Origin of the sequence: Kitasatospora griseola (assembly GCF_044999035.1) — a bacterium.
GTDB lineage: Bacteria > Actinomycetota > Actinomycetes > Streptomycetales > Streptomycetaceae > Kitasatospora > Kitasatospora griseola.
The window spans coordinates 3765232-3789141 of the sequence record NZ_CP173360.1 but is presented as its reverse complement, the minus strand read 5'-3'; the positions used below and the strand labels follow the sequence as shown (position 1 = coordinate 3789141).

The 23910-nt window shown below is 72.0% G+C and carries 17 protein-coding genes and 1 tRNA gene; 12 read left to right on the top strand and 6 right to left on the bottom strand.

Annotated elements, in window-relative coordinates; all coding sequences use genetic code 11:
- The first annotated feature begins 5 nt into the window (after window positions 1–5).
- The 8 genes from nuoL (at window position 6) to rarD (ending at window position 11431) form a co-directional block, all read left to right on the top strand.
- Complete coding sequence (gene nuoL / locus ACI1MP_RS16965; RefSeq protein WP_100587501.1) at window positions 6–1901, top strand: NADH-quinone oxidoreductase subunit L; 1896 nt, start codon at window positions 6–8, stop codon at window positions 1899–1901.
- Entirely contained in the window at window positions 1901–3514 is a 1614-nt protein-coding gene (locus ACI1MP_RS16960; protein ID WP_404868951.1) for an NADH-quinone oxidoreductase subunit M, read from the top strand. The genes nuoL and ACI1MP_RS16960 overlap by 1 nt, the downstream gene beginning before the upstream one ends.
- A complete protein-coding gene (gene nuoN / locus ACI1MP_RS16955; protein WP_380338123.1) occupies window positions 3511–5148 on the top strand; it encodes an NADH-quinone oxidoreductase subunit NuoN in 1638 nt (545 codons plus the stop codon). Before ACI1MP_RS16960 ends, nuoN begins: the two co-directional genes overlap by 4 nt.
- 172 nt (window positions 5149–5320) lie before the next feature.
- Window positions 5321–6334, top strand: a complete 1014-nt coding sequence (locus ACI1MP_RS16950) for a polyprenyl synthetase family protein (RefSeq protein WP_387996006.1) — start codon at window positions 5321–5323, stop codon at window positions 6332–6334.
- A gap of 252 nt (window positions 6335–6586) precedes the next feature.
- Entirely contained in the window at window positions 6587–7246 is a 660-nt protein-coding gene (locus ACI1MP_RS16945; RefSeq protein WP_100587634.1) for a response regulator transcription factor, read from the top strand.
- A 142-nt stretch (window positions 7247–7388) separates the two neighbouring features.
- Entirely contained in the window at window positions 7389–9356 is a 1968-nt protein-coding gene (locus tag ACI1MP_RS16940; protein WP_380338120.1) for a 2-oxoacid:acceptor oxidoreductase subunit alpha, read from the top strand.
- Window positions 9353–10390, top strand: a complete 1038-nt coding sequence (locus ACI1MP_RS16935; protein ID WP_100587496.1) for a 2-oxoacid:ferredoxin oxidoreductase subunit beta — start codon at window positions 9353–9355, stop codon at window positions 10388–10390. Before ACI1MP_RS16940 ends, ACI1MP_RS16935 begins: the two co-directional genes overlap by 4 nt.
- A 105-nt stretch (window positions 10391–10495) precedes the next feature.
- Entirely contained in the window at window positions 10496–11431 is a 936-nt protein-coding gene (gene rarD / locus ACI1MP_RS16930) for an EamA family transporter RarD (RefSeq protein ID WP_380338116.1), read from the top strand.
- On the opposite strand, the gene ACI1MP_RS16925 is transcribed toward rarD, so the two are convergent.
- Window positions 11428–12672: an ABC transporter substrate-binding protein gene (locus ACI1MP_RS16925; protein ID WP_404868950.1), complete on the bottom strand. Its 1245-nt coding sequence runs from the start codon at window positions 12670–12672 to the stop codon at window positions 11428–11430. The two genes, rarD and ACI1MP_RS16925, sit on opposite strands and share 4 nt — an antisense overlap.
- A gap of 164 nt (window positions 12673–12836) precedes the next feature.
- Window positions 12837–14024, bottom strand: a complete 1188-nt coding sequence (locus ACI1MP_RS16920; RefSeq protein WP_404868949.1) for a LolA family protein — start codon at window positions 14022–14024, stop codon at window positions 12837–12839.
- Window positions 14025–14207: 183 nt separating this feature from the next.
- On the opposite strand from ACI1MP_RS16920, the gene ACI1MP_RS16915 reads away from it, so the two are divergent.
- Together ACI1MP_RS16915 and ACI1MP_RS16910 are read left to right on the top strand one after the other, a co-directional pair.
- Window positions 14208–16796, top strand: a complete 2589-nt coding sequence (locus ACI1MP_RS16915; RefSeq protein WP_404868948.1) for a bifunctional FO biosynthesis protein CofGH — start codon at window positions 14208–14210, stop codon at window positions 16794–16796.
- A 117-nt stretch (window positions 16797–16913) separates the two neighbouring features.
- On the top strand, window positions 16914–18014 hold the full coding sequence (locus ACI1MP_RS16910; protein ID WP_404868947.1) for an ADP-ribosylglycohydrolase family protein: 1101 nt from the start codon (window positions 16914–16916) through the stop codon (window positions 18012–18014).
- 81 nt (window positions 18015–18095) lie between these two features.
- Here ACI1MP_RS16910 and ACI1MP_RS16905 read toward each other — a convergent pair whose 3' ends face one another.
- From ACI1MP_RS16905 to ACI1MP_RS16895, 3 genes are all read right to left on the bottom strand, one after another.
- Window positions 18096–18302, bottom strand: coding sequence for a DUF397 domain-containing protein (locus tag ACI1MP_RS16905; protein WP_043915690.1), 207 nt, complete (start codon window positions 18300–18302; stop codon window positions 18096–18098).
- The gene (locus tag ACI1MP_RS16900) at window positions 18299–19156 is read right to left on the bottom strand and encodes a helix-turn-helix transcriptional regulator (RefSeq protein WP_100587490.1); all 858 of its coding nucleotides are present in this window, start codon (window positions 19154–19156) and stop codon (window positions 18299–18301) included. The genes ACI1MP_RS16905 and ACI1MP_RS16900 overlap by 4 nt, the downstream gene beginning before the upstream one ends.
- Before the next feature lie 321 nt (window positions 19157–19477).
- A complete protein-coding gene (locus tag ACI1MP_RS16895; RefSeq protein ID WP_043915692.1) occupies window positions 19478–20200 on the bottom strand; it encodes a GPP34 family phosphoprotein in 723 nt (240 codons plus the stop codon).
- A gap of 302 nt (window positions 20201–20502) precedes the next feature.
- Between ACI1MP_RS16895 and ACI1MP_RS16890 the strand changes: the two genes are divergently transcribed.
- Window positions 20503–22797 (top strand): D-alanyl-D-alanine carboxypeptidase family protein, encoded by a 2295-nt coding sequence (locus ACI1MP_RS16890; RefSeq protein ID WP_404868946.1) that lies wholly within the window; start codon window positions 20503–20505, stop codon window positions 22795–22797.
- Between the two features lie 82 nt (window positions 22798–22879).
- Here ACI1MP_RS16890 and ACI1MP_RS16885 read toward each other — a convergent pair whose 3' ends face one another.
- Window positions 22880–23641 carry a polyprenol monophosphomannose synthase gene (locus ACI1MP_RS16885; protein ID WP_380338098.1) on the bottom strand — a complete coding sequence of 254 codons (762 nt, stop codon included), beginning with the start codon at window positions 23639–23641 and terminating at the stop codon, window positions 22880–22882.
- A 156-nt stretch (window positions 23642–23797) separates the two neighbouring features.
- On the opposite strand from ACI1MP_RS16885, the gene ACI1MP_RS16880 reads away from it, so the two are divergent.
- Window positions 23798–23870: transfer RNA gene (locus tag ACI1MP_RS16880), tRNA-Arg, on the top strand.
- Window positions 23871–23910 lie beyond the last annotated feature (40 nt).

Below are 23910 nucleotides of genomic sequence, written 5' to 3'. Positions count from 1 at the left end.
CTTCAGTGAACTCTCTCATTCCGCTGCTGGTCGCGGCGCCGCTGGCCGGCGCTGCCCTGCTGCTGCTCGGCGGACGGGCCCTGGACCGGTTCGGGCACTGGATCGCGACCGCACTCGCGGCGCTGTCCTTCGCCTTCGGCCTCGCCCTGTTCGCGGACATGCTCGGCCGTGACGCCGAGCACCGCGCCGTCGTCGAGCGGCTGTACACCTGGATCCCGGTGGACGGCTTCCAGGCCGACATCTCCTTCCAGCTCGACCAACTGTCCATCGTCTTCGTGCTGTTGATCACCGGCGTCGGCTCGTTGATCCACCTCTACTCGGTGGGCTACATGGCGCACGACGAGCGCCGCCGCCGGTTCTTCGGCTACCTGAACCTGTTCCTGGCCGCCATGCTGATCCTGGTGCTGGCCGACAACTACCTGCTGCTGTACGTCGGTTGGGAGGGCGTCGGCTTGGCGTCCTACCTGCTGATCGGGTTCTGGCAGCACAAGCCGAGCGCCGCGACGGCCGCCAAGAAGGCGTTCATCGTCAACCGGGTCGGCGACATGGGCCTGTCCATCGCGATCATGCTGATGTTCGCCGAGTTCGGCTCGTTCGCCTTCGGCCCGGTGTTCGGCGCGGCCGGCGACGCGAGCCAGGGCAAGCTCACCGCGATCGCCCTGATGCTGCTGCTCGCCGCCTGCGGCAAGTCCGCGCAGGTTCCGCTGCAGTCCTGGCTGGGCGACGCGATGGAGGGTCCGACCCCGGTCTCCGCGCTGATCCACGCCGCGACCATGGTCACCGCCGGCGTCTACCTGATCACCCGCTCCGCGGCGATCTTCAACCTGGCCCCCGACGCGCAGACCGCCGTCGTGGTGGTCGGCGCGGTGACGCTGGTGTTCGGTGCGATCGTCGGTTGCGCCAAGGACGACATCAAGAAGGCGCTGGCCGGCTCGACCATGTCGCAGATCGGCTACATGATCATGGCGGCCGGCCTCGGCCCGATCGGCTACGCCTTCGCGATCATGCACCTGGTCACCCACGGCTTCTTCAAGGCCGGGCTGTTCCTCGGCGCCGGGTCGGTCATGCACGGCATGAACGACGAGGTGAACATGCGGCACTACGGCGGGCTGCGCAAGTACATGCCGGTCACCTTCTGGACCTTCCTGCTCGGCACCGGCGCGCTCATCGGCTTCCCACTGCTGTCCGGCTTCTGGTCGAAGGACAAGATCATCGACGCGGCGTTCGCCAAGGGCGGCGCCGAGGGCTGGATCCTCGGCCTGTGCGCGCTGACCGGCGCCGTGATCACCGCGTTCTACATGACCCGGGTGGTGCTGCTCACCTTCTTCGGCGAGAAGCGCTGGCAGCCCGACGGGGACGGCAACCTGCCGCACCCGCACGAGTCCCCGAAGACCATGACCGTCCCGATGATCGTGCTGGCCTTCGGCTCGGTGTTCGCCGGCGGCCTGTTCACCCTCGGCAGCTCCTTCCTGAAGTTCCTGGAGCCGGTCACCGGCCACCAGGAGGGCCACCCGCCGTTCAACTCGTACGTGGTCAGCGTCATCGCCACCGTCTGCATGCTGGCCGGCGTCGGCCTGGCCTACGTCATGTACGGCCGCGGCCCCGTCCCGGTGAAGGCGCCGGTCGGCTCGCTGCTCACCCGGGCCGCCCGCCGCGACCTGCTGCAGGACGACTTCAACCACGCCGTCCTGGTCCGGCCCGGCTCGGCGCTCGCCGCCACCCTGGTCTGGTTCGACAGCAAGGGCCTGGACGGCTTCGTCAACGGCCTGGCCGCCGCCATCGGCGGCCTGTCCGGCCGGCTGCGCCGGATCCAGACCGGATACGTCCGGACGTACGCGCTCTCCATGTTCGGCGGCACGCTGGTGCTGGTCGCCTCCACTCTCCTGATGAGGTCGGTCTGATGAGCTACCTCCTCTCCGCCACCTGTGCCGTCCCGGCCGCCGGAGCAGTGCTCACCGCTGCCCTCCCGGCCGGCACCGGCGAGGCCCGGCGGCGCACCACCAAGGCCGTCGCGCTCGCGGTCTCGGCGGCCACCCTGGGCCTGGCGATCGCGGTCGCCGCAGCCTTCGAACCCGACGGCCCCCGCTACCAGTTGACCGAGTCCTACAGCTGGATCCGGTCCTTCGGGATCAGCTTCTCGCTCGGCGCGGACGGCATCGGCACCGTGCTGGCGCTGCTCACCGCCGTGCTGGTGCCGCTGGTGATGCTGGCCGGCTGGCACGACGCCGACCCGGCCGCACCCGAGGGCTCCTTCGAGTCCAAGCGCCGCACCCAGGGCTTCTTCGCTCTGATCCTCGCCGTCGAGGCGATGGTGCTGGTGTCCTTCCTGGCCACCGACGTGTTCGTGTTCTACGTGTTCTTCGAAGCCATGCTGATCCCGATGTACTTCCTGATCGGCGGCTTCGGCGACCGGGCCGGCGGACCCGACTCGGCCCGCCAACGCTCGTACGCGGCAGTCAAGTTCCTGCTGTACAACCTGCTCGGCGGACTGGTCATGCTGGCCGCCGTGATCGGCCTGTACGTGGTGGCCGGCGACCAGGGGCAGGCGACGTTCAGCCTGCCCGCGCTGACCGACGCGATCTCCTCCGGCAAGCTGGTGATCGACCCGACCGCGCAGCGCGCGCTGTTCCTCGGCTTCTTCTTCGCCTTCGCGGTGAAGGCCCCGCTGTGGCCGCTGCACACCTGGCTGCCGAACGCGATGGGCGAGTCCACCGCCGGAACCGCCGTCCTGATCACGGCGGTCGTCGACAAGGTCGGCACCTTCGCGATGCTCCGGTTCTGCCTCGGCCTGTTCCCGGACGCCTCCAAGACCTTCGCCCCGGCGATCCTGGTGCTGTCGCTGATCGGCATCGTCTACGGCGCGCTGGTCGCCATCGGCCAGAAGGACATCAAGCGGCTGGTCGCCTACGCGTCCATCTCGCACTTCGGGTTCATCATCATGGGCATCTTCGCGATGACCAGCCAGGGCCAGTCCGGCGCCACCCTCTACATGGTCAACCACGGCATCTCCACCGCCGCGTGGATGCTGGTGGCGGGCTTCCTGATCTCCCGCCGCGGCTCGCGGCTGATCGCCGACTACGGCGGCGTGCAGAAGGTCGCCCCCGTCCTGGCGGGCACCTTCCTGATCGGCGGCCTGGCCACCCTGTCGCTGCCCGGCCTGGCTCCGTTCGTCAGCGAATTCCTGGTCCTGGTCGGCACGTTCACCCGCTACCCGGTGATCGGCATCATCGCCACCTTCGGCATCGTGCTGGCCGCGCTGTACGCGCTGATGCTGTACCAGCGCACCATGACCGGCCCGGTGAAGGAGTCCGTCACGGGCATGCCCGACCTGAAGGCCCGTGAACTCGCCGTCGTAGCCCCGCTGGTGGCCCTCACCCTGCTGCTCGGCGTCTACCCGCAGTCGCTCACCCGGATCGTGAACCCCGCCGTGAACGACACCCTCGGCCAGGTCCACCGCGTCGATCCCGCGCCCGCCCACCCGGTCGCCGCCACCAACGGAGGTGAGCAGAAGTGATCTCCACCCATGTGCTGGCCGCCGCCGGCGGCAACAGTCCGAGCATCCCCGCCCCGCACATCGAGTACGGCCAGCTCTCGCCGATGCTCGTGGTGTTCGGCGCCGCGCTGGTCGGCATCCTGGCCGAGGCGTTCCTGCCGCGGCGGCTGCGCGCCGCCACCCAGCTCGGCATCTCGCTGGTCGGCCTGGTCGGCGGCTTCGTCGCCGTGGTGGTGCTCGCCGCCCAGGGCCACGCCTCCACCAGGGCGGGCCTGTTGGCGATGGGCTCGGTCGCCATCGACGGGCCCGCGCTGTTCCTGCAGGGCGTCATCCTGCTGACCGCCGTCCTCGCCGTCCTCACCTACGCCGAGGGCCGGCTGGAGCCGCGCATCAACGGCCACCGGATCGACGCGTTCGCCGCGCAGGCCGCCGCCGTCCCCGGCGGCGAACAGGAACGCGAAGCCACCCGCGAGGGCCTGCGGACCACCGAGATCTACCCGCTCACCCTGTTCGCGGTCGGCGGCATGCTGCTCTTCCCCGCCTCCAACGACCTGCTCACCATGTTCGTGGCGCTCGAAGTGCTGTCGCTGCCGCTGTACTTGATGTGCGCGATCGCCCGGCGCCGCCGCCTGCTCTCGCAGGAGGCCGCCGTCAAGTACTTCCTGCTCGGCGCGTTCGCCTCCGCGTTCTTCCTGTTCGGCACCGCGCTGGTCTACGGCTACGCGGGCACCCTCCGGCTCGGCGAGATCGCCGACGTGGTCGCCGGCACCGCCCCCGTCACCCCGGCGCTCGCCGTCACCACCCAGAACGACGCGCTGCTGCTGATCGGCCTGGCCATGCTCGCCGTCGGCCTGCTGTTCAAGGTCGGCGCGGTGCCGTTCCACTCCTGGACGCCGGACGTCTACCAGGGCGCGCCCACCCCCGTCAGCGGGTTCATGGCGGCCGCCACCAAGACCGCCGCGTTCGGCGCGCTGCTGCGGCTGTTCTACGTCGCCTTCCCCGGCATCCGCTGGGACTGGCGGCCCGTCATGTGGGGCGTCGCGATCCTCACCATGGTGGTCGGCTCGATCCTCGCCGTCACCCAGCAGGACGTGAAGCGCCTCCTCGCCTACTCCTCGGTCGCGCACGCCGGCTTCATCCTCACCGGCCTGATCGCCACCGACCGGCGCGGCGTCGCCGCCGTCCTCTTCTACCTGCTCGCCTACTCCTTCGTCACCCTCGGCGCGTTCGCCGTCGTCACCCTGGTCCGCGACTCCAAGGGCGAGGCCACCCACCTGTCCAACTGGGCCGGCCTGGGCCGCCGCTCCCCGCTCCTCGCCGCGGTGTTCGCCCTGTTCCTGCTGGCCTTCGCGGGCATCCCGCTCACCTCCGGCTTCACCGGCAAGTTCGCCGTCTTCCAGGCCGCGGCCGGCGGCGGCGCCGCCCCGCTGGTCATCGTCGGTGTGCTGTCCTCCGCGATCGCCGCCTTCTTCTACATCCGCGTCATCGTCCTGATGTTCTTCTCCGACCCCCAGCCCTCCGGCCCCGCGGTCGCCGTCCCCAGCGCCCTCACCGCCACCACCATCGCCTTCGGCGTGCTGGTCACCCTGGGCCTGGGTCTGCTCCCGCAGTACTTCCTCGACCTGGCCACCAAGGCCTCGGTCTTCATCCGTTGATCGTTCCCCGGTGCGGGAGGCGGGTCCGGCCCGGGCCCACCTCCCGCCACCAGGGGAGGAAGGACCATGCCCGTGCAGTGATCCACTCCGGACCGGATACGCTGCCTTGTATGTGCATCGGCGGCGCTGAGGGACCGGCCCGCTGGATCGACCAGGGACAGGAGTGGTCAGCGTGACCGTCGTGGGGCCCTTCGGGCTGAGCGTGCAGGACCGCGATCTGACCCGCGACGTCCAGGCCGGGATGGAGGCCGTGGAGGCCGCCCTGATCGAGGCCGTCAAGTGCGACGTGCCCTTCATCACGGTGACCGCCAGCCACCTCATCGAGGCCGGGGGGAAGCGGTTCAGGCCGCTGCTGGTGATGCTCGCCGCCCAGTTCGGCGACCCCGGCGCGCCCGGGGTGGTGCCGTCCGCGGTGGTGGTCGAACTGACCCACCTCGCGACGCTGTACCACGACGACGTGATGGACGAGGCCCCCGTGCGGCGCGGCGCCCCCAGCGCCAACAGCCGCTGGGACAACTCGGTCGCCATCCTCACCGGCGACTTCCTGTTCTCCCGGGCCTCCCAGGTGCTCTCCGACCTCGGCCCCGAGGCCGTCCGGGTCCAGGCCGACGCCTTCGAACGGCTGGTCACCGGCCAGATCCTGGAGACCATGGGGCCCCGCCCCGAGGACGACCCGCTGCGCCACTACCTGGACGTGCTGTCCGGCAAGACCGGCTCGCTGATCGCCGTCTCCTGCCGCTTCGGCGCCATGATGGCCGGCGCCGAGCCCTGGATCGTCGATCTGCTCACCCAGTACGGCGAGCGCATCGGCACCGCGTTCCAGCTCGCCGACGACGTCCTCGACATCGCCAGCGACGGCCACGAGTCCGGCAAGACCCCCGGCACCGACCTGCGCGAGGGCGTCCCCACGCTGCCCGTCCTGCTGCTGCGTCAGATGCCGGTCGACCCGGCCGACCCCGAGGACGCGCGGCTGCGCGAGCTCCTCGACACCGACCTGGCGTCCGACGACGACGCCCACGCCGAGGTCCTGCGCCTGCTGCGCCGGCACCCGGCGCTGGAGCGGGCGCGCCGCGAGACGCTGCGCTACGCCGAGGAAGCGCGTGCGCTGCTCGACCCGCTGCCGGCCGGGCCGGCGAAGGCGGCGCTGCAGGAGCTGTGCGACACGGTGGCCATCCGCACCATGTGAGGTGCGAGGGGCAGGGAGAGCACCACCAGGGGCGCGGGGAACTGCGCGGAGCGGAAGGCGCCCCACCGCAAGATCGCGATGTAGGACAGTGACCTGCACGTGTTCGCGACCTTGCGGACTGGTGCACGGCTTGTCGCGCAGTTCTCCCCCCAGCCCTGGCGGGCCGGGAGGTACCCCCACGCGCCCCTGGGTTCGCGCCCGCTTTCGCGCCCGTCCGCTCGCGCAGCGCCTCGCGCTAGGGTTCGTCCCATGTTGCGTGTGGTGATCGCCGAGGATTCCGTGCTGCTCCGGGAGGGGCTGACGCGGTTGCTGACGGACCGGGGGATGGAGGTCGTGGCGGGGGTCGGTGACGGGGACGCGCTGCTGCGGGCGGTGGACGGGCTGCAGGAGAGCGGCGCGTTGCCGGACGTGGTGGTGGCGGACGTGCGGATGCCGCCGACGCACACCGACGAGGGGGTGCGGGCGTGCGTGGAGTTGCGCAAGCGGTATCCGCAGCTGGGTGTGCTGGTGCTGTCGCAGCACGTGGAGGAGCAGTACGCGGGTGAGCTGCTGGCGGGTTCGACCCGCGGCGTGGGCTACCTGCTGAAGGACCGGGTCGCGGAGGTGCGGGAGTTCGCCGACGCGGTGACCCGGGTCGCGCAGGGCGGGACGGCGCTGGATCCGGAGGTGGTGCAGCAGTTGCTGAGCCGCAGCCGGCAGGTCGACACGCTGGCGAATCTGACGCCCCGTGAGCGCGAGGTGCTGGGGCTGATGGCGGAGGGCCGGACCAACGCCGCGATAGCCAAGCAACTGGTGGTGTCCGACGGTGCGGTCGAGAAGCATGTGTCGAACATCTTCCAGAAATTGGGTTTGGGACAGAGCCAGCAGGATCACCGGCGGGTTCTCGCGGTGCTGGCGTATTTGGAGTCGTGACCGGCCAGGACCCGCGATTTTCGGTCTTCGCGAGTTGCCTATCAGCGGTGCGTCAGCTGTTTAGGATTTCCTTGGTGCGCCAGGCGGACGGGGCACACGGCTCACGCCCGCTGCTGGCTCCCCTTCGAGGAGGTCCGCGGCAGTGACCAGTCAGGTCGATCAGTCAGAGGCAGTGGACGGCCCGGGCGGCGAGCGCCGGACGGGCCCGGCCTCGCCCCGTTCGGGCCCGCAGGACGGGTCCGGGCGGGCGCCCAAGCCGATCCGACGGCTGGACCGGGTGATCATCCGGTTCGCCGGGGACTCCGGCGACGGCATGCAGCTCACCGGCGACCGCTTCACCTCGGAGACGGCGGCGTTCGGCAACGACCTGTCGACCCTGCCGAACTTCCCGGCGGAGATCCGGGCCCCCGCAGGCACCCTGCCGGGTGTGTCCAGCTTCCAGTTGCACTTCGCCGACCACGACATCCTGACGCCCGGTGACGCCCCCGACGTGCTGGTGGCGATGAACCCGGCGGCGCTGAAGGCGAACCTGCCGGACCTGCCGGCCGGCGCCGAGATCATCGTCAACACCGACGAGTTCACCAAGCGCGCGCTGGCGAAGGTCGGGTACGACAAGGACCCGCTGGCCGACGGTTCGCTGGAGGCGTTCCGGCTGCACCCGGTGCCGCTGACCACGCTGACGCTGGAGGCGCTGAAGGACAGCGGGCTGGCCCGCAAGGACGCGGAGCGGGCGAAGAACATGTTCGCCCTCGGCCTGCTGTCGTGGATGTACCACCGGCCCACCCACGGAACCGAACTGTTCCTCCGTCAGAAGTTCGCGAAGAAGCCGCAGATCGCCGAGGCGAACGTGGCGGCGTTCCGGGCGGGCTGGAACTTCGGCGAGACCACCGAGGACTTCGCGGTCTCCTACGAGGTCCCGCCGGCCAAGCTGCCGGCCGGCACGTACCGCAACATCTCCGGGAACCTGGCGCTGTCGTACGGCCTGGTCGCGGCGGGGGAGCGGTCCGGGCTGCCGGTGTTCCTCGGCTCGTACCCGATCACCCCGGCCTCCGACATCCTGCACGAGCTGTCGAAGCACAAGAACTTCGGCGTGCGGACGCTCCAGGCCGAGGACGAGATCGCCGGCATCGGCGCGGCGCTCGGCGCGGCGTTCGGCGGCGCGCTGGGCGTGACCACCACGTCCGGTCCGGGGGTGGCGCTGAAGTCGGAGACCATCGGTCTGGCGGTGTCGCTGGAACTGCCGCTGCTGGTGGTCGACATCCAGCGCGGCGGCCCGTCCACCGGCCTGCCGACCAAGACCGAGCAGGCCGACCTGCTGCAGGCGATGTTCGGCCGCAACGGCGAGGCCCCGGTGCCGATCGTGGCCCCCGCGACGCCCGCCGAGTGCTTCGACGCCGCGCTCGACGCCGCCCGGATCGCGCTCACCTACCGCACGCCGGTCTTCCTGCTCTCCGACGGCTACCTGGCCAACGGCTCCGAGCCGTGGAAGATCCCGGACGTCGGGGAACTGCCGGACCTGCGCGTGGAGTTCGCCACCGAGCCGAACGGCGCCGACGGCACCTTCCGCCCCTACCAGCGCGACCCGCACACCCTCGCCCGCCCGTGGGCGGTGCCCGGCACCCCCGGTCTGGAGCACCGGATCGGCGGCATCGAGAAGCAGGACGGCACCGGCAACATCTCCTACGACCCCGCGAACCACGACTTCATGGTCCGCACCCGGCAGGCCAAGATCGACGGCATCGAGGTGCCGGACGTCGAGGTCGACGACCCGAGCGGCGAGGCCCGCGTCCTGGTGCTCGGCTGGGGCTCCACCTACGGCCCGATCACCGCCGCGGTGCGCCGGGTACGGGCGGACGGCGGCCAGGTCGCCCAGGCCCACCTGCGCCACCTCAACCCCTTCCCGGCCAACCTCGGCACGGTGCTGCGCCGCTACGAGCGGGTGATCGTCCCCGAGATGAACCTCGGACAGCTCGCCCTGCTGCTGCGCGCGAAGTACCTCGTCGACGCCCAGTCCTACAACCAGGTGCGCGGCCTGCCGTTCAAGGCCGCCCAACTCGCCGACGTGCTGCACGCGGCGATCGGCACGCTCGACGCGGAGGCGACCCGATGACCGACTTCCCCGCGCTGCGGCTCGTCCCCAAGGCCGACGGCCCGCAGTCCGCGAAGGACTTCAAGACCGACCAGGAAGTGCGCTGGTGTCCCGGCTGCGGGGACTACGCGATCCTGGCCGCCGTCCAGTCCTTCATGCCGGAGCTCGGCATCCGCCGGGAGAACACCGTCTTCGTCTCCGGCATCGGCTGCTCCTCGCGCTTCCCGTACTACATGAACACCTACGGGATGCACTCGATCCACGGCCGCGCCCCGGCGATCGCCACCGGCCTGGCCGCGTCCCGCCCCGACCTGTCGGTCTGGGTGGTGACGGGCGACGGCGACGCGCTGTCGATCGGCGGCAACCACCTGATCCACGCGCTGCGCCGGAACGTCAATCTGAAGATCCTGCTGTTCAACAACCGGATCTACGGACTGACGAAGGGTCAGTACTCGCCGACCAGCGAGGTAGGGAAGATCACCAAGTCCACGCCGATGGGCTCGCTGGACGCGCCCTTCAACCCGCTCTCGCTGGCGATCGGCGCGGAGGCGAGCTTCGTGGCGCGGACCATCGACTCCGACCGGCAGCACCTGCAGTCGGTGCTGCGGGCCGCGGCGCAGCACGAGGGCACCGCGCTGGTGGAGATCTACCAGAACTGCAACATCTTCAACGACGGCGCGTTCGAGGTCCTCAAGGAGCCCGGCACCCGGGACGAGGCGCTCATCCGGCTGGAGCACGGGCAGCCGATCCTGGCCGGCGCGGACCGGCACGTGGTGCGGGGGGCGGACGGCGAGCTGCGGATCGTTCCGCGGAGCGAGGGCACGGCGCTCGTCCACGACGCCCACGCGAGCAGCCCGACAGCGGCGTTCGCGCTGACCCGGCTGGCCGATGCGGACCTGCTGCACCACACGCCGATCGGGGTGCTGCGGGACGTGCGGCGGGAGGTCTACGACGTGCAGATGGCGGACCAGCTGGCCCTTGCCGAGGAGCAGAAGGGGCGGGGCGAGCTGGCCGGCCTGCTGGCGGGATCCAGCACCTGGACGGTGACCGACTAGGGGCCCGCCCCTTGTCAGGAGCCAAAGTATGTTTTGGGGATGACACCTTCACCCGCGTACCGCTACCTTTCGTAGGACGTTTCGTGCGCGGGTGAAGGGCAGGCCATGGCGGAGAGTTCGCGGGAGGCCAGGGTCGGATTGTGGAACGGCTTCGCGGCGTACGGGATGTGGGGGTTGTTCCCGCTGTTCTGGCCGCTGTTGGAGCCGGCCGGGGCGGTGGACATCCTGGCGAACCGGATGGTGTGGTCGCTGGTGGCGGTCGCGGCGCTGCTGCTGGTACGCCGCCGCTGGGGCTGGATACGCCCGCTGCTGCGGCAGCCGCGCAGGCTGGCGCTGCTCGCGGTGGCGGCGGCCACGGTCTCGGTGAACTGGGGCGTGTACATCTGGGGCGTGAACTCCGGGCACGTGGTGGAGACGAGCCTCGGGTACTTCATCAATCCGCTGGTGACGATCGCGTTCGGCGTGCTGGTGCTGCGCGAGCGGCTGCGGACCGCGCAGTGGGCGGCGGTCGGCGTCGGCGTGGCCGCGGTCGCGGTGCTGACGGTGGCGTACGGGCGGCTGCCGTGGATCGCGTTGACGCTCGCGTTCTCGTTCGCGACGTACGGGCTGATGAAGAAGAAGGTCGCACTGGGCGGGCCGGAGAGCCTGGCCGTGGAGAGTGCGGTGATGTTCCCGTTCGCGCTCGGGTTCCTGGTGTACCTGGGGGTGCGCGGCGAGGGCAGTCTCGGGCACTACGGCTGGGGGCACACCGCGCTGCTGGTGGCCAGCGGCGTGGTCACGGCGGTGCCGCTGATGTGCTTCGGGGCGGCGGCGCTGCGGGTGCCGCTGACCACGCTGGGGCTGTTGCAGTACCTGGCGCCGGTGTTCCAGTTCCTGATCGGGGTGACGGTCTTCCACGAGTCGATGGCGCCGGCCCGCTGGGCGGGTTTCGGGCTGGTGTGGGTGGCGCTGGTGGTGCTGAGCGTGGACGCGCTGCGCCGGGTGCGGGCCGAGCGGCGGCAGGTGCCGGCGCCGGTGCCCGCGGAGGCGGTCGCGGGCTAGCCGGCCGCCAGGTCGCGGGCCAGCCGGGTGCTGTCGCGGTGGGTGGTGAACGCGGTGGCGGCGGCGAGCGCGGCGGTTCGGCGGCGGGGGGTGAGCAGGCCGCCGTGGGCGAGCGAGTCCAGGGGACGGCCGTGCTGCCACTCATCCAGTGACCAGCGGGCGTAGGGGCCGAACAGGGCGCGGGTGGGTTCGGGCAGGTCGGTGCGGGCCGGGACGGCGGCGCGGGCGCCGTTGAGGGCGATCTGGCCGTCGAGGCTCGCGCAGACGTCGAGCCAGGCGAGGGCGGCGTCGCGGTGGTGGGCGCCGCGGGGGAGCACGAAGACGTCGGCGCGGGACTGGAACAGGGCCGCGGTGCCGGGGGCGGCGGCCCACCGGTAGTCGGCGCCGGCCCGAAGGACGAGGTTCTCGCGCAGCCAGCCGTCGGCCCAGTCGCCGGTGAGCAGGTAGCCGGCCTGGCCGGTGCCGAGCAGCCGGGCGGCGTCCGTCCAGTCGGCGTCGGGGGTGACGGGGGCGGCGTGGGCGAGCAGGGCGTCCAGGACGCGCAGCGCGGCGGTGGTGGCGGGGGCGCGCCACGGACCGTCGGGCTGCCAGAGCGCGGTGAAGGCGTCGGGGCCGTGGGCGGCCAGCAGGGCGGTCTCGGCCAGCTGGAGCACTTCGGCGGGGCCGCCGACGGCGAGTGCGGGGCGGCCGGTGGCGGTGACGCGCTGGAGCTGGGCGATGAGCAGGCCCGGGTCCGCCGGGGCGGGGTCGGCGGCGGCGTCGGCCAGCACCCGGGGGTTCGACCAGAGCAGGTTGGTGCGGCGCACGCCCGCGGGGACGCCGTACAGTGCGCGGCCGGCCCGCAGCCGGGGTCGCAGCCCGGCGGGCAGCCCCGCGGTCCAGCGGCGGCGCCGGGCGAGGCCGTCGAGCGGCTCCAAGTGCGGGGCCAGTTCGGCGAGTTCGGCGCCGCCGGCGCAGCGGAGGCTGTCCGGCGGGCGGTCGGTGGCGAGCCGGGTGAGCGGGTCGGCGTCGGTGGAGCCGTCGCCGGTGACGAAGGTGACGTCCGGGGCGTGGCCCTTGAGCGCGGCGAGCAGCGCCTGCAGGCCGTTCCGGTCGGGGCCGGAGGTCCAGTCGCAGGTCACTTCGAGCAGCCCGGCGGGGTGGTTGCCGGAGCTGGCCTCGGCGGGCCCGCAGCGGGCGAGGGCGGTGGCGCAGGCGACCGCGATCCCGCCCAGCAGGACTGAACGGCGGCGGATCGGCACGGTGCTCCCAGCGGGCGGACGGGCGGGCGAACAACGGACGAACGGTCCGCGGCGGCCCACCATCCCAGCGGTTCGGCCGAGCCCGCGTCAAGAGTCGCGCCGGGCCCGAACGACGACGCGGGGCCCCGGGAGACGTTCCCCGGGGCCCCGCGCACCGATCGTGGTTACTTCCCGGCGGCCGCGACCTGCTCCAGCGTCTCCGGGGTGACGGCGCCCACGTAGACCTTGCCGCCGTCGGTGATCAGGGCGTTGACGACGCGGGTGGACACCAGGGTGCCGCCCTTGACCTGGCGGCCGGTGAACTTGGCGATGCCCTTCGCGGCTTCCGCGCCCGTCTCGGCGTGGGCGACGGCCGTCCAGCCCTCGCCGATGACGCCGCCCTCGGCCCCGTCCGCGCCGCCGCCGGTCGGCAGCGAGGGCAGGCCCGGGATCGACGGCATCGGGTTCTCGGAGAGCTTGCCCCCGGGCCGCTCGACCACCTTGGCGCCCTTGGGGACGCTGAACTGGAAGGTCTTGGCGTCCGGCTTGGCGTAGGAGAGCGTGCCGAAGCGCACGTCGAACGCGGTCGCGCCGTCCACCGTGCGCAGCTGCACGGCCAGCGGCAGGCCCTTCTCGGCGTCGATCGAGACCCGGATCTCCGCGACGGTCGAGCCGGCCTGCTTGGGCTTGATGCTGAGCTTGTACGCGGCGTGCCCGGCGACCCGCTCGGTGCCGTCGACCGTCACCGAGGTGGTGCCGGCGGAGTGCTCCAGCAGCTGCTTGGCGATGTCCTGCGGGGTGACGGAGCCGATCCCCGCCTTAGCGTCCGGCCGGTGGCCGTCGGCGCCCGCGCCGGTCAGGTGCAGGGCCTGCTGGGAGCTGCGGTCGTACGCCCACACCTGGTCGCCGTTGTGGACCAGCTCGTAGCCGGACTTCTGGCCGGACAGGGTGAGCCGCTGGCGGTCCGGGCCGTCAGCGGCGATGGTCAGGGTGTGCGAGCCGCCGAGCAGTTCGACGGCCTTCAGCTGCGGGTCGGCGCTGCCGGTGTGCGCGCCGGCGCTGCGGGCGAGGTCGCCGATCGCGCCGGAGCCGGTGGCGGCGTCGGTCAGCGCCGTGGGCAGGCCCAGGTCGGCGTTGACCCGGACGGTGCCGGTGAAGGTGTCGGTGTTCGCCGACAGCGCCTTGGCGACCAGGTCCTGGGCGCTGATGGCGGGCAGCTTCGGGGCCTCGTCGCTGGCCAGTGCGGGCACCAGGCCGATGCCGGTGGCGACGGCGGCGGCGATCGCCACCGGCACGCCGTAACGGACGGCGGTGCGCCGCCGTCCGGCCCGAGTCGCCGTCAAGTCCTGTACTGCGGTGGTTTCCTGGTCCACTGCGGCCCCCTTCCGAGCTTGTCTGCTGTCAGTGTCCATTGAAGCCCCGCGGCCCCGGACGGCGCGTCGCCCCGCGGCAGCAGATCGCGCTACGTCTCCCGTCGTATCCGGCGCATTGCGACCCTGAGAAGCCGTCAGGGTTCTGTACTCCCGCAGGCGTACGGCTCGCGTAGGGTCGGGCGCATGAGCCTCCAGCCTCCGGCGCCCGCAGCCTCGTACCCCACCCCGACCGCGATGCGGCGCGCGCTGCGCCGGGCCCGGGACGGGGTGGCGCTGGACGCGGCGGAGGCGGCGGTGCTGCTCCGGGCGCGCGGCGCGGACCTGGAGCAGCTGTGCGAGGTCGCCGGGCGGATCCGGGACGCCGGGCTGGAGCAGGCCGGCCGCCCGGGCGTCGTCACGTACTCGCGCAAGGTGTTCATTCCGCTGACCAGGCTGTGCCGGGACCGCTGCCACTACTGCACCTTCGTCACCGTGCCCGGCAAGCTCCGCAAGGACGGCCACGGCCTGTACCTGTCCCCGGACGAGGTGCTGGAGATCGCCCGCCGGGGCGCCGAACTGGGCTGCAAGGAAGCGCTGTTCACGCTCGGCGACCGACCCGAGGACCGCTGGCCGGAGGCCCGCGAGTGGCTGGACGCGCACGGCTACGACGACACCCTGGCGTACGTCCGGGCGATGGCGGTGCGGGTGCTGGAGGAGACCGGGCTGCTGCCGCACCTGAACCCCGGCGTGCTGTCCTGGACGGACTTCCAGCGCCTCAAGCCGGTCGCCCCGTCGATGGGCATGATGCTGGAGACCACCGCCACCCGCCTGTGGTCGGAGCCCGGCGGCCCGCACCACGGCTCTCCGGACAAGGAGCCGGCGGTGCGGCTGCGGGTGCTGGAGGACGCCGGGCGCAGCGCCGTGCCGTTCACCACCGGGGTGCTGATCGGCATCGGCGAGACCCACCAGGAGCGGGCCGAGTCGCTGCTGGCGATCCGCAAGGTGGCCCGCGCCTACCAGGGCGTGCAGGAAGTGATCGTGCAGAACTTCCGGGCCAAGCCGGACACCGCGATGCGGGCCATGCCGGACGCCGAACTGTCCGAGCTGGCGGCCGCGGTGGCGGTGGCCCGGCTGGTGCTCGGCCCGGCCGCCCGGATCCAGGCCCCGCCGAACCTGGTGGACGCCGAGTTCGCGCTGCTGATCCGCGCCGGCATCGACGACTGGGGCGGCGTCTCGCCGCTGACGCCGGACCACGTCAACCCGGAACGCCCCTGGCCGCACATCGAAGAGTTGGCCGAACGGACCGCCGAGGCCGGGTTCGCCCTGCGCGAGCGGTTGACGATCTACCCCGAGTACCTGAAGCGCGGCGAGCCGTGGCTCGACCCGCGCCTGCTGCCGCACGTGCGGGCGCTCGCCGACCCGGCCACCGGCCTGGCCGTCGAGGGCCGCCGCCCGGCCGGCCTGCCCTGGCAGGAGCCCGACGAGCCGATGACCGGCGGCGGCCGCACCGACCTGTTCCGCACCGTCGACACCGAGGGCCGCACCGGCGACCGCCGCTCCGACTTCGACGAGGTGTACGGCGACTGGGAGTCGCTGCGCGAGCAGGCCGCCGTCCCCGCCCCGCGCCGCCTGCCCGCCGACCTGCGGGCCGCGCTGTCCACCGCCGCCGACGACCCGACGAAGCTGACGGACGACCAGGCCCTCGCGCTGTTCCAGGCGGACGGCGACGCACTGGACGCGCTCACCCGGATCGCCGACGAGCTGCGCCGCGACACCGTCGGCGAGGAGGTGACGTACTGCGTCACCCGGAACATCAACTTCACCAACGTCTGCTACACCGGCTGCCGGTTCTGCGCGTTCGCGCAGCGCCGCACCGACGCCGACGCGTACACCCTGTCGCTGGACCAGGTCGCCGAGCGGGCCGAGCAGGCCTGGGAGGTCGGCGCGACCGAGGTGTGCATGCAGGGCGGCATCCACCCGGACCTGCCGGGCACCGCCTACTTCGACATCGCCCGGGCCGTGAAGCAGCGGGTGCCGGGCATCCACGTGCACGCGTTCTCGCCGATGGAGGTGGTCAACGGCGCCACCCGCACCGGGCTGTCGATCCGCGACTGGCTGGCCCGGGCCAAGGAGTCCGGCCTGGACTCGATCCCGGGCACCGCCGCGGAGATCCTCGACGACGAGGTGCGCTGGATCCTCACCAAGGGCAAGCTGCCCGCCGCGACCTGGGTGGAGGTGGTCACCGCCGCGCACGAACTGGGCCTGCGCTCCTCGTCCACCATGATGTACGGGCACGTCGACACCCCCCGGCACTGGCTGGGCCACCTGCGGCTGCTGGCCGAGATCCAGCAGCGCACCGGCGGGTTCACCGAGTTCGTCACCCTGCCGTTCGTGCACACCAACGCCCCCGTGTACCTGGCGGGCATCGCCCGGCCCGGCCCGACCGCGCGCGACAACCGGGCGGTCACGGCGATGGCCCGGCTGCTGCTGCACCCGCACATCCCCAACATCCAGACCAGCTGGGTGAAGCTCGGCGCGGAGGGCGCCGCCGAGATGCTCCGCAGCGGGGCCAACGACTTGGGCGGCACCCTGATGGAGGAGACCATCTCCCGGATGGCGGGCTCCGGTTGGGGCTCCTACAAGTCGGTCCGCGACCTGGAGGCGATCGCCGCACTGGCCGGCCGCCCCGCCCGCCAGCGCACCACCGACTACGGCGAGGTCCCCGCCGAACGCCGCGCGTCGGCCCTCGCCTCCGACGGACACCTGCCCCGGCTGCTGCCCGTACTCGAGTAGCGGGCCCGCCCGGCGGCGGGCGGATGGATGTTCGGTGGAGCCCGGCGGTTTCGAGCGGGCCTTCGAATACAGTGCGTCTGCTGTCCGACGCCGCCGACCGAAAGGCCCCCATCCGTGATGCCCCTGTGGTCACGCGCCCAGCAGCAGGACTTCCGCAGCCGGGTGCGGGGCTGTCTGCTCGGCGGTGCGATCGGCGACGCCCTCGGCGCCGGCATCGAGTTCGAACAGCTGGAGCAGATCCGCACCGCCCACGGCGAGACCGGCGTCACCGGCTACGTCCCCGCCTACGGGCGGCGCGGCGCCGTCACCGACGACACCCAGATGAGCCTGTTCACCGTCGACGGCCTGATCCGCGCCCACATCGGCCGCGACAGCGGCGCCTGGCACCCGCCGTCCGACGTGCACCGCGCCTACCTGCGCTGGTACGCCACCCAGCAGGACTGGGGCCCCGACGAGCGCCGCAAGGACCTCGGCTGGCTCGGCCGCGAGGAGTGGCTGTACGAACGCCGCGCCCCCGGCAACGCCTGCCTGTCCGGCCTGGCCGGCACCGCGGACGGGCCGCTGCCCACCCTCGACGACCCGCGCAACCCGAACTCCAAGGGCTGCGGCACCGTGATGCGCGCCGCCCCGTTCGGACTGCTCACCGCCTGGGACCCCGCCCTGGTGTTCCAACTCGCCGTCGAATGCTCGGTGCTGACCCACGGCCACCCCACCGGCTACCTGTCCGCCGGGGCCTTCGCGGTGATCGTCCACGCGGTGGCCCGCGGCGGCACCCTGGAGGAGGGCGTCCACCTCGCCCTGGCGCTGCTGTCCGAGCGCCCCGGCCACGAGGAGACCACCGCCGCGCTGCGCGCCGCCCTGGACGCCGTCCGGGCCGGGGTGCCGTCCGCCGAACGCGTCGAGGAGCTCGGCGAGGGCTGGACCGCCGAGGAGTCGCTCGCCATCGGCCTGTACTGCGCGCTGGTCGCCGAGGACGTCCGCAGCGGCCTGCTGCTGGCCGTCAACCACTCCGGCGACAGCGATTCCACCGGCTCCATCTGCGGCAACCTGCTGGGCGCCCTGCACGGCGAGACCGCGCTCCCGCCCGAACTGCTCGCCGAACTCGAAGGCCGCGGCACGATCCTGGAGCTCGCCGACGACCTGGTGCTGGAACTGCTGCACGGCCCCGCCCTGCACGGCACCGACGGCTGGGACACCCGCTACCCCACCGGCGGCTGACGCACCCCGTACGACGGTGCCCGCCGCGGGGGAGGCGACGGGCACCGGAGTGGTACGAAGGTGCCGTGGATCAGGCCCGGGTCAGATCTCGCCGAAGACGCCCGCGCCGGCGGCCGCCGCGAAAGCCGCCCAGCTCGCGTTGGAGAAGCGCAGCTGCGGGCCCTGCGGGTCCTTGGAGTCCCGGACCGCGATCGAGGCAGAAGACGGGACGGCGATCTCGACGCACGCGCCGTTGCCGCCGCTGTAGCTGCTCTTGCGCCAGGTCAGGGTCTCGATGGCCTTGCTCATTTCATGAACTCCTCTGCCAATTGGGTGATCATCGACCGGCTCTCCGTGACACTCAGCGCCGCGGCTCGCAGATGGTCGTACAGATTGGTATAGCGGCGTACGTCGGCTTCCTTCTCCAGGTAGAGATCGCTCGTCACTCCTTCGAAGTAGACGACCGTGGAATCCGCTGACTCGGGGAACTCCATCAGGGAAAATGTCCCGGTCATGCCGGGATGGGCGCCGTGGCTGAACGGTATGACCTGCAGATTGATGTTCGGCCGCTCACCGAGCTCGACCAACTGGTACAGCTGCGCCGCCATCACCTGCGGCCCGCCGACCTGCCGGCGCAGCACCGCCTCGTCGACCACCACCCACAGGCTGCCGATCTGGTCCTCGCCGTGTATCCGGTGCTGGCGCTTGAGCCGCACCTCCACCCGGCGGCGGATGGCGGCCGGATCGGTGTCCGGCTGGGTGCCGGTGACCACCGCCTCCGCGTACTCCGGGGTCTGCAACAGCCCCGGCACGAACGAGGACTCGTAGGCCCGGATCGACGAGGCCTCCGCCTCCAGCCCGATGTACACGCTGTACGGGATGTCCCCGAACTCGTGCCACCAGCCGCGCTGGCGCGACTCCTTGGCCATCTCCATCAGCCCGTTGCGGACCCGCTCGTCCTCGACCTGGTAGACGTCGCACAGGTCGCGCACATCGCGCTGGCTGATCGAGCGGCGGCCGTTCTCCAGTCGGCTGATCTTCGACTGGGACACCATCAGACGGCCGGCCACCTCCTCCGCAGTCATGCCGCGGAGCTCGCGCAGCCTCCGGAGCTCGGCGCCGAGCCTGCGGCGGCGGACCGTCGGATTCACGCTGGCGGACACATGGACCTCCGGCCCTACTTCTGGCAACAGTGCGGTAATTGGTACCAACCCCCTGACGCTGAGCAGCATGCCACCTCAACTGCCGTCCACGCCCGGGAATCGCGGCAGCGCGTTAGAACAGATCGTCGGAAAATCACCCAATGGGGACAGTGGCTCTTGCGGACCACCAGCCCCACACGCTAAAGGGCATCCCGTGCGCCCCACGGCAGCTGACGGACCGTCGGCTCCGGGGCGCCAACGGTGAAGGGCGGCCGCCCGGTGCATCGCACCGGGCCGACCGCCCTCGAACCGCATCGCACACCAGCTAGCAGCGCAGGCCGCTCATCGCGCGCCCACCCGACTGGCCACACCCCGCCCCGCGGGCGCGGGCCGACCGGCCGGACCCCGCGAACCCGCGGGCGCCGACCTGCCCTGCTGGGCCGGCAGACCGTTCTGCACGTCCATCACCGCATGGGCCACCATCCCGCCCAGCGGGTCGTACCTGATCAGGTCCCGCAGCCGGGAACGTGAGGACCGTCCCTCGTTGCCCGGGTACAGGTGCTTGCCCAGACCCACCGCGTGCGCCAGCGCCGCCAGTGCCGCCGTCCGCGGGTCCGGCGGCACGCCGGTGCGGATCGCGGTGTCCAGCCGCTGCTTGATCGCCGCGTTGGTGCAGTCGTCCGACGCCTGGTAACGGGTCGTCGGCAGCACGCCGCAGACCTGACCCGGCACCGCCGTCACCATGCCGCACCGCTCCAGGTGCGCCAGGTACGTCTGCCTCAGGCCCAGGCGCGGCCCGCCGATCCAGTGCGCGGCGCGCACCGGACTGCCGCGCCTGCGCAACAGCTCCAACGCATGGTCCAACGTCGGATCACCGGTCGGCCGTGGCACCACCACGGCGATCCGGTCCCCGTCCGGGACTATCCTTCCGGCCAGGGACAGCTCGACGAGCTGCGCCCCGGCAAGTCCGAGGTCGAGGGTCTGCGGCTGCGCGGTGGTACCCGTGGCCGGGTCCAGTGCGAGCAGCAACAGCTCCTCGGGAATAGTTCTGCGGCTCCTGCCCATCCAAGCCTCCCCGCGTGGATGAATGACAGGGTGACGCCTCTCACACAGGCTTGTCGAGTACGCCTCCGAATCGTGACCTTGAGCAGGCAGGCTGGAACCGCCGTCCGACGCCCCCGCGTCTGACCCGGCAACGGCCCGCGCAGGCAGGAAAAGCCGCCGGTGGGGCGGGGTGCGGCGGGCCATCACGGCCACGGTGCCGGAGACTGTACAGGTACCCGGGCGGGTCGAGAACCCGCCCGAAAAAAACCAGCTTGTGTGATCGGACCGGCAACCGCCGGGGCGGACGAGGAGGAGTGGGTTACGTGGGCGAGTCCCCGCAGAGCGAGCCGCGCGACGGCAGGACGCGGCCGGCCGAGGCCGAGGAGCGAGCTCCTCGCGAGGGCGGCTCCACCGTGCACCTCCGCGCCCGCGACACCGACGAACCCGCGACCTCGCCCGAGTCCGACCTGGACCTCCCGGAGGCCGGCGCCGCGCTCACCGCCGCCAAGCCGAGGGAAGAGGAGAAGGAGAAGGGGAAGGAAGAGGAGGGGGCGGAGGCGGCCGAGGCCGAGGACGAGCCCGAGGGCGAGGCGGAGTCCGTTCCGGCCGCGCCGGAGCCGACGATGACGCTGCGCGTCGAGAAGTCGGAGAAGTCGGCGAAGTCGGACGAGCCCGAGGCTGAGAAGGCGGAGAAGGCCGAGGAGCCGGAGAAGGCCGAGAAGGCGGAGAAGGCCGAGAAGGCGGAGAAGGCCGAGAAGGCGGAGAAGGCCGAGAAGGCGGAGAAGGCCGAGAAGGCGGAAGAGGCCGAGGAGCCGGAGGCCGAGGAGGCGGTTCCCGCCGCGTCCGAGCTCACGATGACCTTGCGCATCGAGAAGGTCGAGGAGGCGGAGGAGAAGCCGGTTCCGGCCGCGCCCGAGCCCACGATGACGCTGCGCATCGGGAAGGCGGAGAAGGCAGAGGCGGCGGAGGCCGAGGAGGCGTCCGCTCCGGCCGTGTCCGAGCCCACGATGACGCTGCGCATGGAGAAGGTCGAGGAGGCGGAGGAGAAGTCGGTTCCGGCCGCGCCCGAGCCGACCATGACGCTGCGCATCGGGAAGGCGGAGAAGGCGGAGACGGCGGAGGAGTCCGACGAGGCCGACGAGGCGTCGTCCGGGCCCGAGCGGACCGTCATGCTGCGGCTGCCCAAGGACGAGCCCACGCCCAAGCCCGCTCCGAAGCCGAGTCCCGCCCCGAAGCCTTCTCCCGCCCCGAAGCCCGCCCCCGCGCCGAAGCCCGCCCCCGCGGCGGCCGCCCCCGTCGCGGCTCCGGTGGTCACCGCGCCCGCACCCGAGCCGGTCGGGCCGGAGAGCACCGTCGAGGCGCTGGAGGTGCTGAAGGCGCTGAGCGCCCGGCCGATGACCCCGTTCCGGCGGGCGATGAAGCGGGTGGTGATCTGGGGCGTCTTCCTGGTCGTGGTGTTCGGCGTGCTGGCGGCGGTGCAGCTGCTGCGTCCGCTGCCCGCGCCGAAGGCGAAGCTCGGGCTGGCCGACTCGTTCACCTTCCAGGGCGAGCAGTTGAGCATTCCGTGGCCGGCCAAGGGGCAGGCCGCGGCCGAGGTGGTCGGGGTGGGTGATCTGGGCACGTCCGGCGAGCAGACGCCGGTGCCGATCGCGTCCGTCACCAAGGTGATGAACGCGTACCTGATCCTGCAGGCGCACCCGCTGAAGAAGGGCCAGAGCGGCCCGATGCTCACGGTCGACAAGCAGGCCGCGCAGGAGTCGTCGAACGCCGACGAGTCGAAGGTCACCCTGACGGAGGGTCAGCAGATCAGCCAGTACGAGGCGCTGGAGATGCTGATGCTGCCGTCGGCGAACAACGTGGCCCGCCTGCTGGCACGTTGGGACTCCGGCAGCGAGGAGGCGTTCATCAAGAAGATGAACGACACCGCCAAGCAGTTCGGCATGACCAACACCACCTACGCCGACCCGGCCGGGTACAACAACGACACCAAGTCGACGGCCAAGGACCAGCTGAAGCTGGCCGAGCAGGTGATGAAGGACGAGATCTTCCGGCAGGTCATCGCCGAGCCCGACACCAAGTTCAACGGCCAGCGGGTCTACAACACCAACAAGGTGCTCGGGAAGAACGGCATGATCGGCGGCAAGACCGGGTCGTCCACTCCCGCGCAGTCCTGCTTCATGTGGGCGGCGGTCAAGGAGATCGGCGGCGTCAAGCGGACCCTGCTCGGCGTCACCCTGGGCCAGCCGGCCACCAAGGAGGAGCCGAGCCTGGTGAACGCGGCCCAGCCGGTCAGCCAGAAGATCAACGTGGCCGCTCAGTCCGCGCTGACCGGGCAGACCCTGGCCAAGCAGGGCGACGTGGTCGGCTTCGTCGACGACGGCGTGGGCGGCAAGGTCCCGGTGGTGGCCGCCAAGGACCTCACGGTGGCGGGCTGGTCCGGCATCACCGCGCACCTGACCCTCACCCCGATCGGCAAGATCGCCCACACCCTGCCGGCCGGCACCCAGGTCGGCACGCTGTCGGCGGGCGACGGCGACGACCGGATCGAGGTCCCGGTGACCCTCCGGTCGGACCTCGCCCCGCCGTCCATCAGCTCCCGGCTGCTGCGCCTCGGCTGAGCCCGCCCGGACTGTTCCAAGGCCTCCGCGGGCCGGTCGCACCTGGTGCCGCCGGCCCGCGGAGGCTTTTTCGCGGCCGGGCTCAGCGCTTGCCGGTGAGTCGGGACACCCGGTCGGAGACGCCCCAGGCGGTGACCCGCCAGAGGGCCTCCGCGACGATGCTGCGGCTCATCTTGGACGCGCCGTGCTCGCGCTCGACGAAGGTGATCGGGACTTCGGCCACCTTGAAGCCGGCCTTGACGGCCCGCCAGGCCAGGTCGACCTGGAAGCAGTAGCCCTGCGAGGCGACCTGGTCCATGCCGAGGCCCAGCAGGGTCTCCTTCCGGAACGCCCGGTAGCCGCCGGTGACGTCGCGGATCGGCACGTTCAGCATCAGCCGGGAGTAGGTCGAGCCGCCCTTGGAGAGCAGCAGCCGCGACTTCGGCCAGTTCACCACCGCGCCGCCCGGCACCCAGCGCGAGCCCAGCACCAGGTCCGCGCTGTGCAGTGCGGTGAGCAGCCGCGGCAGTTCCTCCGGCTGGTGCGAGCCGTCCGCGTCCATCTCCACCAGCACGTCGTACCCGTTCTCGATGCCCCACCGGAATCCGGCCAGGTAGGCCGCGCCGAGGCCCTCCTTGCCCTTCCGGTGCAGCACCTTCACCTGCTCGTCGTCCGCGGCCAGCCCGTCCGCCAACTTGCCCGTTCCGTCCGGGCTGTTGTCGTCGGCGACCAGCACGTGGGCCTCCGGGACGGCGGCCCGGACCCGGGAGACGATCCGTTCGACGTTCTCCGCCTCGTTGTAGGTCGGGATGATCACCAGGATCCTGCCGAGGCCGCCGAACGGAGTCTGGGGGGAGGAAGTCACGGGACCGGTGCCTTTCGGAGGGGTCGGATCTGCCACAAGAACGAGCAAATCCACCGTAAGGCCACGCCCCGCCCCCGTGCCCCGTCCGCTGCGGCGGCCACCCGGTGGGCCCGATCCGCTAGGCTGTGAGCGGTCGTCGGGTGTCCCGGCGGCCGGGCCTCAGTAGCTCAGGGGATAGAGCACGGCTCTCCTAAAGCCGGTGTCGCAGGTTCGATTCCTGTCTGGGGCACAGAGAAGTCGCAGGTCGCAGGCCCTTCGTCCGTTCGGGC

What these genes read in the sequence shown, in the direction of transcription:
- ACI1MP_RS16915 (WP_404868948.1), top strand. Translation starts at nt 14,208, where the DNA reads ATGAGCCTCCAGCCTCCGGCGCCCGCAGCCTCGTACCCCACCCCGACC.
- ACI1MP_RS16935 (WP_100587496.1), top strand. Translation starts at nt 9,353, where the DNA reads ATGACCGACTTCCCCGCGCTGCGGCTCGTCCCCAAGGCCGACGGCCCG.
- ACI1MP_RS16895 (WP_043915692.1), bottom strand. Translation starts at nt 20,200, where the DNA reads ATGGGCAGGAGCCGCAGAACTATTCCCGAGGAGCTGTTGCTGCTCGCA.
- ACI1MP_RS16910 (WP_404868947.1), top strand. Translation starts at nt 16,914, where the DNA reads ATGCCCCTGTGGTCACGCGCCCAGCAGCAGGACTTCCGCAGCCGGGTG.
- ACI1MP_RS16960 (WP_404868951.1), top strand. Translation starts at nt 1,901, where the DNA reads ATGAGCTACCTCCTCTCCGCCACCTGTGCCGTCCCGGCCGCCGGAGCA.
- ACI1MP_RS16905 (WP_043915690.1), bottom strand. Translation starts at nt 18,302, where the DNA reads ATGAGCAAGGCCATCGAGACCCTGACCTGGCGCAAGAGCAGCTACAGC.
- rarD (WP_380338116.1), top strand. Translation starts at nt 10,496, where the DNA reads ATGGCGGAGAGTTCGCGGGAGGCCAGGGTCGGATTGTGGAACGGCTTC.